At 43.5% G+C, this 15,580-nt stretch carries 16 protein-coding genes and 1 tRNA gene; 4 read left to right on the forward strand and 13 right to left on the reverse strand.

Annotated features, from left to right (window positions below; genetic code table 11):
• Positions 1–11: 11 nt before the first annotated feature.
• Entirely contained in the window at positions 12–1,415 is a 1,404-nt protein-coding gene (tilS, locus tag FILTAD_RS00865; RefSeq protein ID WP_124068615.1) for a tRNA lysidine(34) synthetase TilS, read from the reverse strand.
• A gap of 37 nt (positions 1,416–1,452) precedes the next feature.
• Complete coding sequence (locus FILTAD_RS00870; protein ID WP_124068616.1) at positions 1,453–3,870, reverse strand: SpoIIE family protein phosphatase; 2,418 nt, start codon at positions 3,868–3,870, stop codon at positions 1,453–1,455.
• Positions 3,871–4,082: 212 nt separating this feature from the next.
• Between FILTAD_RS00870 and FILTAD_RS00875 the strand changes: the two genes are divergently transcribed.
• Positions 4,083–4,156, forward strand: a tRNA-Met gene (locus tag FILTAD_RS00875).
• A gap of 190 nt (positions 4,157–4,346) precedes the next feature.
• Here FILTAD_RS00875 and FILTAD_RS00880 read toward each other — a convergent pair.
• The 7 genes from FILTAD_RS00880 to FILTAD_RS00910 form a co-directional block, all read right to left on the reverse strand.
• The gene (locus FILTAD_RS00880) at positions 4,347–4,772 is read right to left on the reverse strand and encodes a S1 domain-containing RNA-binding protein (RefSeq protein WP_124068617.1); all 426 of its coding nucleotides are present in this window, start codon (positions 4,770–4,772) and stop codon (positions 4,347–4,349) included.
• Between the two features lie 129 nt (positions 4,773–4,901).
• The gene (locus FILTAD_RS00885; protein WP_238988107.1) at positions 4,902–5,321 is read right to left on the reverse strand and encodes an FtsB family cell division protein; all 420 of its coding nucleotides are present in this window, start codon (positions 5,319–5,321) and stop codon (positions 4,902–4,904) included.
• Positions 5,322–5,375: 54 nt separating this feature from the next.
• Positions 5,376–5,843 (reverse strand): spore cortex biosynthesis protein YabQ, encoded by a 468-nt coding sequence (gene yabQ / locus FILTAD_RS00890; RefSeq protein ID WP_124068619.1) that lies wholly within the window; start codon positions 5,841–5,843, stop codon positions 5,376–5,378.
• Positions 5,840–6,136, reverse strand: coding sequence for a sporulation protein YabP (yabP, locus tag FILTAD_RS00895; protein WP_124068653.1), 297 nt, complete (start codon positions 6,134–6,136; stop codon positions 5,840–5,842). Before yabP ends, yabQ begins: the two co-directional genes overlap by 4 nt.
• Positions 6,137–6,224: 88 nt before the next feature.
• Positions 6,225–6,515 carry an RNA-binding S4 domain-containing protein gene (locus FILTAD_RS00900; protein ID WP_124068655.1) on the reverse strand — a complete coding sequence of 97 codons (291 nt, stop codon included), beginning with the start codon at positions 6,513–6,515 and terminating at the stop codon, positions 6,225–6,227.
• Positions 6,502–7,977 carry a bifunctional methyltransferase/pyrophosphohydrolase YabN gene (gene yabN, locus FILTAD_RS00905; RefSeq protein ID WP_124068654.1) on the reverse strand — a complete coding sequence of 492 codons (1,476 nt, stop codon included), beginning with the start codon at positions 7,975–7,977 and terminating at the stop codon, positions 6,502–6,504. The genes FILTAD_RS00900 and yabN overlap by 14 nt, the downstream gene beginning before the upstream one ends.
• Positions 7,978–7,982: 5 nt before the next feature.
• Positions 7,983–9,572, reverse strand: coding sequence for a putative polysaccharide biosynthesis protein (locus FILTAD_RS00910; protein ID WP_124068620.1), 1,590 nt, complete (start codon positions 9,570–9,572; stop codon positions 7,983–7,985).
• 191 nt (positions 9,573–9,763) lie between these two features.
• Here FILTAD_RS00910 and FILTAD_RS00915 point away from each other — a divergent pair, with 191 nt between their 5' ends.
• A complete protein-coding gene (locus tag FILTAD_RS00915; protein WP_124068656.1) occupies positions 9,764–9,934 on the forward strand; it encodes an aspartyl-phosphate phosphatase Spo0E family protein in 171 nt (56 codons plus the stop codon).
• A 59-nt stretch (positions 9,935–9,993) separates the two neighbouring features.
• On the opposite strand, the gene FILTAD_RS00920 is transcribed toward FILTAD_RS00915, so the two are convergent.
• Together FILTAD_RS00920 and FILTAD_RS00925 are read right to left on the reverse strand one after the other, a co-directional pair.
• Positions 9,994–11,958: an iron ABC transporter permease gene (locus FILTAD_RS00920; RefSeq protein WP_124068621.1), complete on the reverse strand. Its 1,965-nt coding sequence runs from the start codon at positions 11,956–11,958 to the stop codon at positions 9,994–9,996.
• On the reverse strand, positions 11,958–12,950 hold the full coding sequence (locus FILTAD_RS00925) for an ABC transporter substrate-binding protein (RefSeq protein ID WP_124068622.1): 993 nt from the start codon (positions 12,948–12,950) through the stop codon (positions 11,958–11,960). Before FILTAD_RS00925 ends, FILTAD_RS00920 begins: the two co-directional genes overlap by 1 nt.
• A gap of 192 nt (positions 12,951–13,142) precedes the next feature.
• On the opposite strand from FILTAD_RS00925, the gene FILTAD_RS00930 reads away from it, so the two are divergent.
• Both FILTAD_RS00930 and FILTAD_RS00935 read left to right on the forward strand, forming a co-directional pair.
• A complete protein-coding gene (locus tag FILTAD_RS00930) occupies positions 13,143–13,967 on the forward strand; it encodes an ABC transporter ATP-binding protein (protein WP_124068623.1) in 825 nt (274 codons plus the stop codon).
• 1 nt (position 13,968) lies between these two features.
• The gene (locus tag FILTAD_RS00935; RefSeq protein ID WP_238988108.1) at positions 13,969–14,649 is read left to right on the forward strand and encodes a hypothetical protein; all 681 of its coding nucleotides are present in this window, start codon (positions 13,969–13,971) and stop codon (positions 14,647–14,649) included.
• A gap of 87 nt (positions 14,650–14,736) precedes the next feature.
• Here FILTAD_RS00935 and FILTAD_RS15720 read toward each other — a convergent pair whose 3' ends face one another.
• Both FILTAD_RS15720 and spoVT read right to left on the reverse strand, forming a co-directional pair.
• Positions 14,737–14,874, reverse strand: coding sequence for a hypothetical protein (locus FILTAD_RS15720; RefSeq protein ID WP_160117535.1), 138 nt, complete (start codon positions 14,872–14,874; stop codon positions 14,737–14,739).
• A gap of 163 nt (positions 14,875–15,037) precedes the next feature.
• Positions 15,038–15,574 (reverse strand): stage V sporulation protein T, encoded by a 537-nt coding sequence (gene spoVT / locus FILTAD_RS00940; RefSeq protein ID WP_124068658.1) that lies wholly within the window; start codon positions 15,572–15,574, stop codon positions 15,038–15,040.
• Positions 15,575–15,580: the final 6 nt, after the last annotated feature.

Genomic DNA, 15,580 nt, shown 5'->3' on the forward strand with positions numbered 1-15,580 from the left:
AATTCCATTCATTATAACTTTTTCAATCTAAATATGTACTTATTGCGACTTGCCTTTATCTTTGAAAATGCTACCCCATAACGCACTCCTGGAACCGCACAAATTTCGCCTTGTGCTGTTGTAATAATCGGCCAGCAGTCGCGTTGGGACATAGCCACCTTCTCATCGATAAACAACCTCGATAAACGCTTTGAATGCTTCATACCCGGTAATAGGATTCGGTCACCATCCGTACGACTTTTAATCGTCAACGGAAATGCGGAGTCCGGCAAATCGAAATACATAATTTCATCAGTATCCGCGAATGCTTCTGCAGGCAGTTCGTCTAGTTTGTTCCAATACATTTGGACTTCGCGTCCCCACTTCGTCCAACTACCTTCGGGGAATACTTTTTCTGTACCCTGTTCAAAAGGTTTTGTTGCACGGCTAAACGTTAACTTATCGTACTCTCTGATGAATTGACCCCCTCGCGGAAGGTCAATCGACACATTCCCCTTTTGCTCGGAAATGTGATGAAACAGCTGGCTAATGAGCTCATTTGTGTATTCAACGGGTATACTTTCCCCATCGTAAAGATAATTCAATAGTAGTGTAATCATCCTTTTTTGTAAAGCCGGATGCATGTCAGTAAATGCTTTCCTATCGACGGAAGGGAGACCCTCTGCCGTAAATGCGACGATTCTATCAAAGTTTACCGTTGTCAACTTGTCAAGTAGATCATCATCTTCTTGAATTCTACCTGCCACCTCCACCGCGTTTTTAGCGGCTAGATGATTTTCGGTTAAGATGAATGGCATGACATGATGACGTAAACGATTCCGCATATACTTCTCACTCTGATTACTTGGATCTTCACGGAACTGCAAGTCATTCTCTTTTACGTATGAATAGAGATCAGCTTTCATGGCGGGTAGAAACGGACGAATCAATTTACCCCCATCCATATTGCGCTTGACCGGCATCCCTGACGGCCGTGTACCTTTTGTAAGTTGCATCATCATTGTTTCGAGCTGATCTTCCGCATGATGTGCCGTTGCTAGAACATGATATCCATACCTGTTCATTATTGTTGAAAAGTACGCATATCTTTCCTCGCGACAGACTGCTTGTATATTTCCACCTTCTTCTGCTACGATAGCCGGTACTGGAACACTCCCACCGAAAAACGGAATACCTAGCGTCTCACACAATTGTTCGACCAGATCACCATCAATCGCAGACTCTTCTCCACGCAACATATGGTCGACGTGGACGGCAGCTAGTTCAATCTTCATCCGCTCGCGCTCAGAAGCCATAAAATGCAATAACGCTATTGAATCGACTCCACCTGAACAGGCAATAAGCAATCGATCTCCCGGTGCAACAAGTGACCATTTCGTTGAAAACTGTAAAACATCCTGCACTAACCTATCCATTGTTGCACCTTCCTTCTACATGAACATTTGATTGTAATCATCCCAAAACATTTTCCCGAGAAGTAATCTGTGAATAAGGTGTGAAACTCGACCACTTAGAAAGAACATGATCGACTTTCATAACAAGTACAGTCCTGTCATCCGCTGCGACACCGAATCGTCGTTCCATCTCAGTCATAATCCGATCAGCAATCTTATCACAATCAAAATTACCGAACTTTTCAAGTGTACCGTACAGTGCTTTCTCTTGCTTTTCAAGCGAAACATCCCCATTAAATATACCATCTGTCATCATGACAATGATGTCCCCCGATTTCAACTCTTCATTTTTAGACTCTACGGAAAATGAAGGCAGAAAACCAACAGGAACCGATTTACTGTCCAATCGCAAGAAGTCATCTCCGCGCTTGATATACGTACTCATAGAGCCAGCCTTCCACGACCATAGCCGACCGTCCTGTAAATCGATTAGCGCTAAATCGAGCGTTGCATACATATCATCCAATCCATTTAACGACATCATGTAGTGAAGGGTATGCATCGCAGTCTCCGGGTCCATCTTTCTGTCGAGACATTCCCGCATAAGGCGAATAACTTTTCGACTTTCATGATATGCATTAATATCTTGACCCATTCCGTCTGAAAGTAAAACGGCTGTCAACCCATCGTGAATCGGAAAAACCTCATAGGCATCCCCCGCATGGAACGATTCCCCACCCGCTGTTGCAACGATGCCGTAATCCAATGAGAAACGTACCGCAGAACAGAGTGTCAGTTGAATATGCGGAAATGGATCTTGTTTGACGGATGACTTATCGACTTGGAATGGTTCATCGTACATTTCTTCTAAAACAGGTAAAATAAGTCGCTCAGCAACCGTTGTGTCTGTTTCAAAATCGGATCTTCTTTCGGGAATGCAACACACAATACGACGTGCACCCCTTTCTCCTGAGAGGACATCTATTTGAAAGTATTCAATTTCTTTCTCTTGCAGACGTTTTGCCAGCTCTTCTTCCGCGGGCTTGTATACAGTCAAATCTTCCTTTATTTCATTCATGATTTTATCTAGATGTGTACTCATGTCCCGTAATTGTAACGCTAGCATTTTTCGACCGTGTTGCAACTGTCCAGTCAACAATCGATTCGTCGCCTGTTCTTCAAGTTCAGTAATAAGTCCTGTGAACCGGATACATTTATATTTGATTTTTTCTTCAACACGATGCCTCGACGCCTTTTTCGTCATCGTATAGGACGCCTCCCACTCCTGAAGAAGCCCCCCCATATCATCATCCGTGCTTTCCCAACACTTCGAGTAGCGAAAGCATGACTGGCAAACCGTTGGGACAACCTGAAGTAACGGGGCATCTACATCTTCTTTGAATGACGATTTACCGCTAACAAGTTTAGACATAAATTGAGAGAACTGTTGGAAATCCGATAGTTGTTCGTCAAGTCGATCCGCAAGCCACTTCTGGCGCCCCTCCGAAACTTCCTGGTTCTCCGGAAAGAATATACGTTGGATCGGTTCAATCCTTTTCCGAGGGAGCAATAAAAATAAGACAGTCGCGACACCCAATGTCGTAAAATGCGATGTATCCAGTGGCAATGTCAAATCGTAAAGAAGGAAAAATGCTGATACAGCCAGTCCTCCAGTAGCAATACCGACTTTTCCGAAGCGTCGAAGCGCACCTGCAAAAAATCCAGTCATTCCATAAACCGCCATCATTCCAGTGAATGATAGTTCTGCGATTCCAATAATAGCTGCGATAATCATCGCAACGGTTGTAGAAAAAGGAAGACCTCCAGCTAAAGCAGCTACCAGAATAGTAAGGTGGATAAGTGTACCAGCAACCGAAACATGCCCAATCATTATTCCACTCATTCCAGTCGTAGCCATTGCACCAACAATACATGCAGCACCCAGCCGTTCAGGCGTCCATGTTCCAAAGAAAATCCGGTCCAACGCTGGAAATGCAACAAAAAGGAAGAAGGTCATGAACAAAGCGAGGGCAGCTTCGAACCCAATGTATAATTGCACATTCACAGGAGGTTGTCCGGCAAACATGATAAACTGCCACACGACTTGAACCACAATAATACAACCTGCTACCGTAAGCGGAATTGACTTCCGCGTAAACGGATACTTAATAACTGCATTGAATATACCAATCATCAATAGATGAATTACAGCTTGTCCTAAGCCAAGAAATGCACTACCTATCATCCCTCCGATAAACACCCACATCTGTTGTTTACGAAAGCGGGCACGCGCCAATGCCCATACCGGTAGAAAAAATGGCACTGCGGCATCAAATAAAACTGCTTGAGATAAGAAAAAGGATCCGAATAAAAATAAAACTGAAACGAGAATTTCCACTTTCCGCCTTGCAACCACCTCCATATACATACGAATCGGTTGAAAGATCGGACGTTCCACGTTGCCTATCAATTTCATTTCCCATTCCCCCTATGTTTGCTTTGTATTGAGTATACATAGGAGATCACCAAGAAATTGTCTGTTCATGGCGGTGAACAAACAAAATTTTTCGACTCTTTCCGTACTGTTTTTCTTTTTTTCAACGATGTATTGACTTGTTCCCCTTTCAGATGTATTATGGAAATTGTTGTTCCGAAAGACGGTGAAAACCGCTTCCAAAGAACAATTACGGCGGCGTAGCTCAGCTGGCTAGAGCGTACGGTTCATACCCGTGAGGTCGGGGGTTCGATCCCCTCTGCCGCCATTAACGAAAAGCGAAAACGGCCGCTTAGACTCGACAGGCATAAGACAAACCCAAAAACGATTTCCCCCGCGGAAATCGTTTTTTCATTCACCTAAAGAGAAACGTCGAAAAAAGACGAGCAAAGGATTCCCTTTGCCCGTCTTTTTATAATTCCAACAAACATTTTTCATGAATTGAAACAGCCAGCAAGTTACCCTCTTCTTGCCCCACGGCCACCGCGTTTCGATTCTGTTGCTCTTTTCAAAGTTGTGAGACGTTCCTCACTATCTTTCATGAACTTCGCCATTTTTGTTTCAAAGTTCTCTGGACGATCGTTCACAGGACGACTACCCGGACGCGGACGTTGAGGGCGTTGTGGACGTTCTGGACGTTGCTCAGACTCAGGCTTCGCTTTTCTGATCGATAAACCGATTTTCCCGTCTGCTCCAACGTTCATGACTTTCACTTCAACCATGTCGCCTACCTTAAAATGATCATTGATGTCTTTGACATAATTGTCCGCTACTTCACTTATATGGACCAGACCCGTCGAACCGTTTGGTAGCTCGACAAACGCCCCGAAGTTTGTGATCCCTGTAACTTTACCTTGTAACTTGCTGCCTACTTCAATTGACATAAAAAAAATGCTCCTCCTTAGAATTTAAGCGGGCTCCGCGCTGGAAGCCTTGCAACCATATTCCCGAGTCCTGTAATATACAAGATTCTTACTTCTATTATAGCCAACAAAAAAAGAGTGTCAATAAGACTACTCTTTTTCGTCGTCTTTTTTGTCCGTTTTCTTTATATTATCCGGTACCGAAAAAATAATTTCATTTTCATCTGACAAAAAGTATTCCTTGCGTGCAAGCTTGGCAATATAGTCATCATCGTTCAATTTAATAAGTTGATTTTTCAACACAACCTGTTGTTTTTGTACTTCATCCAACTCGGCAATTAATTTTACTTTCTGTTGTTCTTTGTCCACCAACGCTTGTTTCTGTTTGATGAATGTGTGCGTAAGACCGCCCATTACAACAGCAACCAAAATACCAAACACTGCTAGTCTCCGGTATAGACGAGCCTTCCGTGCGTTTTTTCTACTTTCTTTCTTTTGAAGAGAGCGAACATACTCAGTTTGGATCGATGCCACTCTTGCGGACGATTTCCCTTGCTGCTTTTGTTCCACGTCTTGCACATCCTCTCTGCGTACAAACCAATTCATTAGTCAATAGATTATACATCAATTCGGTCTTTTTTTAAAGACTTTTCTTGAATTGACACGGAATTTTCTAACAAATGGACCAGAGAGGAATGCAATAACTTTTACAATAAACAGGATAATTTGTCGGATAATCGACAAAACAAAGCAAATTAAGAACCAGACTGGTTTCACAAAAATCATCAGTAGTATTCGTCCCAGCAAACGAAAAGGCTTGTGAAAAAAACTCACATACAGCAACATCCCACTTATCTGCGCAAATGGATCATACATGCGCCAAGCACCATCACGGACAAGATAAAGGATATAAAATGTTCCACATCCAACAAGTATCCATCCGATTATCTCCAGCCAGATTGCACGTTTTTTTATTAATGACTTATTTCCAGCATGGGTCGTTCCCGTACCAATCATATCCATGAACGCCCCTGCTACAATGCCTGTCCCAATCATCGCAAGTAGACTAAGGAATTGAAGAGAAAGACTCATCCAAACAATTTATGGAGGAAATTTCGTGAGCCTGATTCTTCTTCATCATACTGGATGGTGCTGACTGTACCTTCCAATGTGAGAAGCCCTTTATCGACATCGAGATGAACGATGCGTAGTTCCTCTCCGCGTATTTGTAATACCCCTTGTGACGTTCGAACAAGGAACTCTTCCTGATCGAAACGGTCAATCGATTTTACCGAAGTGATGTCCATTCTTTTTCTGTTGCGCATTGTGACAACATGATCCCCTGATGGGATTGCGTATGTCGGGCTGTCCGTCTGTAATTGCATATGAATATCCCCCTTTGCTTGTACGTTCATTGCCATCTTATGTTGGGGAACAAAAAAACATGACAGGAATTTATCCTGCCACGCCAAATCAGTCTTCATCATCAATAAATTCGGGTTCCACTTTTTCAAGCTTTTCTTCTTTCAATATTGTATACATCGAAGCAGCATCTTCTTTTTTAGTCGATTCTTTCAATGCCTCAACTTTCACCGTTACAACCTTTTGACCGAAACGGATTGACAATTCATCACTTTCCTTTACAACGGATGAAGCTTTTGAAACTTTGTTGTTGATAGTTATACGACCTTGGTCCGCTACTTGCTTTGCCAGTGTACGCCTTTTAATAAGGCGGGATACTTTTAAAAACTTATCGAGTCTCATCATTCTCTCCCTTTCCTAATTCCTTTGCTTGTTGCCAAAACGATTCGAGTTCGTCCAGTGTATAATCCGTGAATTTCCCACGTTCTGCATGTACACTTTTTTCAACAAATAAGAAACGCTGTTTGAACTTTTGGTTGGCATGAATCATTGCTTCCTCCGGCGATAGCTTCAAGAAACGCGCCAGATTCACGAGGGTAAACAGGACATCACCGAGTTCATCTGTTTGGCTTTCACTCTTTCCATTCTTCACTTCTTCACGAAATTCCTGCCACTCCTCTTCAAACTTGTCAAAAGCCCCCTCAATCGTCGGCCAGTCAAAACCAACTTTCCCAGCCTCTTTTTGGAAGTTAAATGCAGTTAGAAGTGAAGCGGAATAACGTTCTTGGTCATCTAGCACCGATTCAACTTGTGGTTTCTCCGCTTTTTTTATCTCTTGCCAATTGCGCAGGACTTCCTCCGAACTTTCTACGTCTTTATCACCAAAGACGTGTGGATGGCGGCGTATCATTTTGGAACCGACCGCGTGTAGAATATCTTCCATTGCAAAATATCCATCATCTTCACCGATTTGGGCGTGGAGGAACACTTGCAATATGACATCACCAAGTTCCTCAATGATTGCCTCATCATCTTTTTGATTGATCGCTTCCAGCAATTCATGCGTTTCTTCCACCAAATATCGTTTCAACGACTCATGGGTTTGTTCACGGTCCCATGGACAACCATCCGGCGCGCGTAACGCTGCAATGATCTCGCGGAATGTTGACCAATCCTTCAGCCGATCATCCCGATTTATAACAGGCGGAACGTAGACAGTCGTTAAATTATCGATTTCCGTAACACGATCCAATTCAAACAGGGGAACCGTACGCAGTTTTTCGGCTTTTGAACCTGCTGCCGTGACGACTATCACTGGATGATCGAACGCGTATTTTTCCATTAATGACAATTTCACTTCAGATGCAACAAATGCATCATATATTTGTCCGATAAGCACATGTTGCTTCATTTGGACGTCATCGCGTTTCATATCCGTACCGTCAAGGAGTTGGAACCCTTCGATTGGATCGATTCGTAGCGCTGCAAAAATCGGATCGAGGAAACTATTACCGCCTGCAATCTCGAGCGTAATCAGCCCTTGCTGCTCCTTTTCAACGAGTAGTTGCACCGTTTGCTCAGCAACAAGTGGATGTCCTGGTACAACATACGTAACCGGCTTCTCCATACATAGCGAAAGTAGTTCCTCCACAATTCCTTCATACACTTGCTGAAAAGAATCGTTCTTCACGTAAATAGCATCGAAACTTTTGATAACAATTCCTTCTGCCCTTAATGCGTCGATAGCGGGGTGTTGATCTGTCCGTGCCACGATGAAGTTTGCTTCTTTTAACTTTCGATAAGTCCCAAGGGCAAGTTGATCTAAATCACTTGCACCCAGTCCAATTACTGTAATCGGATACACTTCAATCACCTTCTATTTCTAGTTAGTCTTAATTGTACAGTTGCTAATCGTTTCCCGAACGGTAATAGATACCATTCCTTCTCACCCATTATACGTGATTTCAGAACGACAAAAAGAAAAGTGGCCGCCCCAAGTAAAACTGATGTAAGTGCAATCAGAGTCGCAGCAATACGTGACGGCAAATTATTGAATAAAAAACCATCTGCTACAAGCATCCACGGTCCAACTGCCGCAATCATACATGTAGTAGCCAGTAGAATCCAACCGTAAAACCGTTTGGGTGCCAGCCCTATCTTCCACACTTTTTTAAAATAAAGAACAAGCCCCACTGTAATGGCGATAAATCCACAATTACCAGCAATAGCCGCACCAGTCACATCCCATAATGGCACCAACAATTGGTTCGCGATAACTTTTACAATAAGCCCGCCAAATAAGAGCAATGTCGGGATTTTAACTTTCCCCGCTCCTTGCAAAATAGCAGTCATCGGCAATAGCAAGGAAAGCCAAAAAATTTGAAATGAAAAGATGATGAGTGCAATCGAACCATCCCGTGTTTCAAACAGCATTTCATTGACATAAGGTAGGACAAGCGCAAGACCTGTTGAAGCTGCCCAGCCGAATAAGAAAGCGGTTCGAAATGTAAGCCGGATGAAAGGTGTTGCACCCCTTCCTTCCTTTTTCGTCGCATGATGAGCGATGAGCGGCACAATCGCAAGTGCGAGCGTTGAAGCAATCAAGATACCCATCTGCACAAGCGGTTGCCCGCGATCATAGACACCTTTCTTCTCCATTGCAGTATCTCCTGTGAAACCTGTAGATCGAAGAATATTGTAAACCGTAAACGAATCCACAAGTTGAAATAGTAAAAGAATGAGCGAACTTGCGCTGACACTTAGGCTGACAATCGTCAGTTCTTTCACTACTCGCCATGTATCTACTTTTTCTAATGGTCCTTTAAATGTATTCCGGAAATAGAGGGCTAAGATAACGACGCCAGCTGCTTCGCCGACAACCGCCCCCCACATCGCAACCTCTCCCGCTGCATAGAGCGTCGCCCCAGACTGCACAGCAATCCATGTCCCCACGAGAATGACCGCTACCCGGAACGATTGCTCACCAACGCCAGACACCGCGACAGGCACCATCCTACCTTCTGATTGGAAAGACCCTTTCAACACCGCAAGAACTGGCATCAACAAAACGATATATGCACCGGCACGAAGAAGTGTAACAAGCTCAGGATCCCCCATAGACTGTGCAAAGAAAGGTGCAAATTCCATTAATATGATAAAAAACATCAATGACAGTACTAGCAGATACATAAATGCAACTCGCATCATTGCTTTCGCCTCTCCATGGCTCGTACTGGCTGCCAGTAACTTCGAGACCGCTACTGCGAATCCATAAGACGTCCATACAATAAAAATCCCGATGAATGGATACACCTGCTGGTAAATATAAAACCCTTTGTCACCCACAAGGTTTTGAAACGGTACCCGGTAAACCGCGCCTAATAATTTGACGATAATCGCTGAGATTGTCAGGATTGACGCACCCTTCATAAATGTTTTCATATTCCATTGCTGCACCATAATCTGTGCCTCTTTCCATCCTAAATAGTACCCGCATTATATCATGAAAAACGCCTATGAAAGTTTTACGCCTACTAATAGGTTTACGGTTCAAATAATTCGGGAAAAGCATAGTCAAGTGGCATATGTATATTCCACTCCATTTCGGCCCAAAATAGAAACACCAATAAATCACATGGGAGATGAGAAAAATGATCAAAACAATTTCAAGGAGACATATCTTATCAAAACAAATACAACGCAAAAGGCTTGATATGTATACACAAGCAAAGCGTTTTGGTTTGACTCACCCTATAGTGGTTGCGCGTAGTCAAGAACTCGACTACCTATTGAATAAGTTTCAAGGTATTAAAACAGCCTGATCGAAATGCGTACAATTTTCCCCCATAAGAAAAGAGCTGCCAATTACGCAGCTCTTTTTTCATTTCATCTTACGGAGTAAATATAACAAATACGGTGTGCCAATCAATGCAACAATTAGGCCACTTGGAATATCCTTCGGCGCAATAATAATCCGTCCGACAAAGTCAGCTGTTACAAGAAGCAGCCCGCCTAATAATCCTGAAGCGACTAGCAATGGCAGATGGCGGAATCCTACAAGCCTACGTGCGATATGAGGGGCAACAAGCCCAACGAAACCTATAGTTCCCACAATTGAAACGGCGGCTGTACTAATTGCAACCCCTATAATAAGTGCCCATACACGCGTCTTTTTAACAGACAAACCAAGACCCGAAGCGACATCGTCCCCAAATGTCAACGTATCCAAACTACGCGTCAAATAGATGGCTGGACCGATGAATAACAAAAATAACAAAGCCGCAAGTTGTACATCATCCCATCCCTTTGCATAGGTGCTTCCCGACAGCCATACAAGTGCGGCAGCGACAGCAAGTTTAGCCTTCACTACAAGTACTTGTGTAGCAGCTGAACCAAATGCGGAAATTGCAATTCCCATCAACGCAACTAGCATCGGTTGAAAATTATTTTTCCATGACGTGCTCATAATAATTACAAGTGCAAGTGCAGAACCTACAACAGCGCCAAGCGGCATGTATTGAACGGGTATTGCTGGAAATAGCACGAGGAGTAACATGGCTCCTGCGCCACCCATCGATGTAACGCCTAAAATACTTGCATCAGCCAACGGATTCCGTAATACACCTTGCAATAGAACCCCTGCAATCGCCAGCATCACACCCACAATGAACGCCGTTAGTACGCGCGGAACACGGAAGTTCCATACAACCGGTTTTAGCCATTCCATCGTCCAAGCCATTCCGTTATAAGATAAAGCCAGTGTAATAATAACGACTAGCAATGCGACCACAATCGCCACGACAATCGGCAGTTTCACCGGTTTCAACGCGCCGCCCATTTGTCGATCGCCCCGACTATACGTTTTCGCAGTTTTCCATGCCAAGTACAATAACCACGGACCGCCAATTAACGCTGTCATTGCACCCACCGGTACTTCCTGTCCGGGCTGGATAAACCTCCCTAAAACATCGGCACCTATGAGAATGACACTTCCCCACAAAAAGGACTGAAGGAAAATATTCAAATGTCCCCGAACACCCATCATTCGTACAATATGGGGTGCCATCAAGCCGATAAAACCAATTGGCCCGACAACACTTACCGTTGTAGCCGCAAGAAGGATTGCAACAGCCCAGGCCAACAGCTTAACAACACGGATATTTTGCCCAAGGGAAGACGCGATATCTTCACCTAATGACAATGTATCCAACGGTTTTGCCAACACTAAGGCAAAAATAAAGAAAACGGCAATCACGGGACCTGCGAACCCAACACCTGTCCAATTTAATTGGACAAGTGTTCCAGAGCCCCATAAGAAAAGTCCATTTGTTTCATTTTCAAACAGTAATTGTAAAGATCCTGTTAGCGACGCAAATAACAATGAAATAATCATACCCGTCAGTGCGACGCGTACCGGTTCCATTTGCTTACCTGCGAGTGTAACGACAAGAATAGATGAGATTACTGCACCCACAAGTGCCACAAGAAATGGAAAGTTAGCAAGATACGAAGGAAAGAAAATGACAGAAAGGACAACAAAAAAGTATGCCCCCGCATTTATCCCTAATGTACTCGCAGATGCTAACGGATTATTCGTTAACGTTTGTAAAACAGCGCCTGCAACCGCAAGTGCCCCGCCTGCAAGTATCCCAATTACTAAACGTGGTAGCCGGAAGGAGACGACTATATCTTGTACACGTCCTTCCGTCCACACTTCTTTTAGTAATTGTACGATTGTGTATTCAGCCTGTCCTTGCGTCAAGTGAATGAATGATAGTGCAACCAACAGGAAAAAACCAATAATCATTACAAGAAAAGATCTCTTTCCTGATGTTTTGTTCGTCATTACTTGGTTACCATTGTGTCTACAATTTTATTAAGTAACGTTTCAGCTGAAAGCGGGCCTCCGTATAACCAAGTATCTCCACCAAGATCAAAAAGACGGTCTTCTTTTACGAAGTTCAAGTTCTCCCACACCGGATTTCCTTTCAACTGCGTTTTATAAATATTGTCATTGTCTTGCACGATATACAGATAGTTTGCATTTTCATATTTGACAAGGCCCTCAACGTTAAATGTACTAGACCCAAAGATTTCGTACTTATCCTCTGCAGGAATATGAATATTTTTCAGCCCGATTTTCTCTACAATCATAGAGGCCATGGAGTTCGGTGTGAAAACACGGATTTCAGGAGCCGATGCCCCCGAGTAAGCCATTGCAAGAATGACATCCTTGGTTTTTAAGTCAGCTTTTGCAATTTCCACTTTCGCTTCTTCGTATTTCGCATCCAAATCAGCCAATACTTGTTTTGCTTCTTTCTCTTTATCCAATGCTTTCGCAATTTCATTAAAGGTAGTTGTCATTTCTTCATAGAGATCAATTGATTTATCGTCAGGATACGGATTGAAAATGACTGTCGGAGCAATTTTCTCCAACTCTGAAAGTGTTGTTTCGATTCGAAAGTCCGTCCCGATGATTAAATCCGGTTCCAAGGCAGCAATCGCTTCTAAATTAGGTTCCTGACGACCGCCAACATCGACTACATCTTTACTCAGTTCTGCATCTACATTCACCCAATCGCCATACCCTTGTATATCGGCCATACCGACTGGTTGAACACCTAGCGCCAATACGTCTTCAGCATAGGTCCATTCCAAAACGACCACTTTTTTAGCAGGTTTGTCCAGCGTTACTTCTCCATTAGAGCCTGTAATGGTAATACTTTTTTCATTACTCACTTTGTCTTTCGATGTATCCTCATCTTTTTTCGACGAGCATCCAGCCAATACTCCAGCAAAAAGCATCAAGGCAACTAGCATTTTTAGATATTTATTCATCTTTTATATTCCTCCAATGGTTGTTTTAATTGATAATTGTTATCAATTAGTATTGTAAACTGAAAACGGGTACACTGTAAAGTTATTTCAGAAATTAGTAATCATGATTCTCAATTGGGAGGAAATATGTTATGCTTATCGGTAATTGAGAACAAAAATCATTTAGACACCTATAGATACGGAGGCATTCATATGCACACTTCCATAAAAACTGAGAACCTGTCAATCGGCTACCCAGATAAACTTCTATTTGAAGATTTAAACTTGTCCATCCCTCAAGGTGAAATAACTGTTTTTGTTGGCAGTAACGGTTGTGGAAAATCGACCTTATTACGTTCGATTGCGCGTCTTTTAAAACCTTCTGAAGGGTCTGTGTTACTTGAAGGGAAAGATATCCACTCGATGTCTTCACGAAATGTCGCTAAAAAAATGGGCATTCTTCCGCAAGGCCCTGTATCACCTGAAGGGTTAACAGTGCATGACCTTGTCAAACAGGGTCGTTACCCTCACCAATCTTGGCTTTCGCGCTGGACGGAAGGAGATACAAAAAAAACGGAAGCTGCACTTGCAGCGACACGAATCGGAGATATCCGCGACCAGGCCATTGACACATTATCAGGCGGGCAACGTCAACGTGCCTGGATTGCGATGACACTTGCCCAAGACACAGACGTCATCCTACTCGACGAACCGACGACATATCTTGATATGGCACATCAAGTTGAAATATTGGATTTACTGTTTGAATTAAATGAACAGAAAAACCGTACCATTGTCATGGTGTTACATGATTTGAATTTAGCTTCCCGCTACGCACACAATATTGTGGCCATTAAAGATGGCGGTGTATTTGCGCAAGGCAAACCTGAAGATATTATTACATGTGATCTGGTACGTTCCGTTTTCGGTATGGAATGTCAAGTATCGTCAGATCCTTTATTTGGAACACCGCACTGTGTTCCTTTCGGCCGTGGACGTTGTGTCGTATCCGAACTTCGGAGCACAACCATTGCTTAAGGTGAACGATGAACAGCGGGCTGCACTGGAGCGTTTCAATGTCCGTATCGGTCATCAAACGAACACATTCTTAACTGGTGCCGATGTGATAACCGAATCGGGTAGCGCAACATTAATGGAAAAAGTTTGCACACTTTCTGGCGCCCCAACAAATGCTGTAGCAGTTTCTGTTTATACAAGAAGACATGGATTTTTCATCACCGCTCAACTACATTTAATGAGTGAATATAGTTTGTTCTGGGCTGGTGACTTGAAAGACGTTTCGTTATTCATCGAAAATGACACCATTCTATTTTCAATCCCACCTACGGGTTTCAAGGCCGTACAAAACCGACAAGAAGATATCCGCTTCGTCCTTGAATCGTATGGGCATCCCGTTGTTGGGTATTTAAGTAAACGCGCTAAAATCTCCAAATTGATTTTGTGGGAAAATATCTGGGGCTACGTCTTATGGACGTACTCGATGTTATTGCAAGACAAGTCAACGTTTGCACAGCGGGATTTGAATGTCTTGTTGGAAGATGACACATGGAAACCCGCGATGCGCCGATCGCCTTTTAAACAGTATTTGAAAGATCAGCAAGCAATCGAAGCGATGGCAGCTTATAAACGAACAACCTGTTGTTTGTTCAAGGAACTCCCGGAAACCGAGAAATGCCCATATTGCCCATTCGCAAAGTAAAAGAAGCTCTTTGGAAGCTTCTTTTTTTTGAATGAAAACAGTTTTTCTTTATGTCGGATGCTTGTATCTTCCACGCGGGCAATTGTTTTACCTACCCAAGCGATCAATCCGTTGCTCCAGGCGCTCATTTACCCCTTCCAAGCGATCAATCAGCAGCCCCGTCCGCTCATTTACCCCTTCCAAGCGATCAATCCGTAGCCCCGTCCGCTCATTTACCCCTTCCAAGCGATCAATCAGCAGCTCCAGGCGATTATTCTCCTCCTCAAAACAAATTCAGCACATAAAGCCCACACCTCGCAGCAAACACCAACAGCCCACGCCATACTATTTCCACCACAAAAAAACAGCCCACTTGAACCGCCACGTACCGGTGCATGTAGGCTGTTTCTTATTGTTCCATCTGCTTCGCCAAAAAGTGGGCAGCTGTTTCAGCCGCTTTCTGCTCGCTTTCGCCGACGAAATGCACCTTTGACAGCAAGTATACCGCACCTATTGTGTCCCCACCCGCAATTATAGGTGCGACGCAATAGGATTTGACTTGTTCCACTTGGCCCGGCACCCACTCAATTGTCTTTTCAAGCTTTTCCGTGACAATTTTACGACCTTCCATAATTTCTTCTACGTTCGGGGATAACTGTCGGTTTAAATAATCTTTTTTGGATACCCCGGATACTGCAATCATTTCGTCCCGGTCGCTGATGAGCGCAGGCGTGCCCAGCGTTTCATACAATGTTTCAGCATATTCCGATGCAAATTGTCCTAGTTCGGATATCGGTGAATATTTTTTTAATATGACTTCACCGTCCCGGTCGGTAAAGATTTCAAGTGGATCTCCTTCTCGAATTCTCAATGTCCTCCGAATTTCCTTCGGGATGACGATTCTACCTAGATCGTCTATTCTGCGGACGATTCCTGTCGCTTTCATACATGA

This window comes from Filibacter tadaridae (assembly GCF_900609045.1).
In the GTDB taxonomy this organism is placed as follows: domain Bacteria; phylum Bacillota; class Bacilli; order Bacillales_A; family Planococcaceae; genus Sporosarcina; species Sporosarcina tadaridae.

What these genes read in the sequence shown, in the direction of transcription:
- tilS (WP_124068615.1), bottom strand. Translation starts at nt 1,415, where the DNA reads ATGGATAGGTTAGTGCAGGATGTTTTACAGTTTTCAACGAAATGGTCA.
- FILTAD_RS00870 (WP_124068616.1), bottom strand. Translation starts at nt 3,870, where the DNA reads ATGAAATTGATAGGCAACGTGGAACGTCCGATCTTTCAACCGATTCGT.
- FILTAD_RS00880 (WP_124068617.1), bottom strand. Translation starts at nt 4,772, where the DNA reads ATGTCAATTGAAGTAGGCAGCAAGTTACAAGGTAAAGTTACAGGGATC.
- yabQ (WP_124068619.1), bottom strand. Translation starts at nt 5,843, where the DNA reads ATGAGTCTTTCTCTTCAATTCCTTAGTCTACTTGCGATGATTGGGACA.
- yabP (WP_124068653.1), bottom strand. Translation starts at nt 6,136, where the DNA reads ATGCAATTACAGACGGACAGCCCGACATACGCAATCCCATCAGGGGAT.
- FILTAD_RS00900 (WP_124068655.1), bottom strand. Translation starts at nt 6,515, where the DNA reads ATGAGACTCGATAAGTTTTTAAAAGTATCCCGCCTTATTAAAAGGCGT.
- FILTAD_RS00910 (WP_124068620.1), bottom strand. Translation starts at nt 9,572, where the DNA reads ATGGTGCAGCAATGGAATATGAAAACATTTATGAAGGGTGCGTCAATC.
- FILTAD_RS00915 (WP_124068656.1), top strand. Translation starts at nt 9,764, where the DNA reads ATGATCAAAACAATTTCAAGGAGACATATCTTATCAAAACAAATACAA.
- FILTAD_RS00920 (WP_124068621.1), bottom strand. Translation starts at nt 11,958, where the DNA reads ATGACGAACAAAACATCAGGAAAGAGATCTTTTCTTGTAATGATTATT.
- FILTAD_RS00925 (WP_124068622.1), bottom strand. Translation starts at nt 12,950, where the DNA reads ATGAATAAATATCTAAAAATGCTAGTTGCCTTGATGCTTTTTGCTGGA.
- FILTAD_RS00930 (WP_124068623.1), top strand. Translation starts at nt 13,143, where the DNA reads ATGCACACTTCCATAAAAACTGAGAACCTGTCAATCGGCTACCCAGAT.
- spoVT (WP_124068658.1), bottom strand. Translation starts at nt 15,574, where the DNA reads ATGAAAGCGACAGGAATCGTCCGCAGAATAGACGATCTAGGTAGAATC.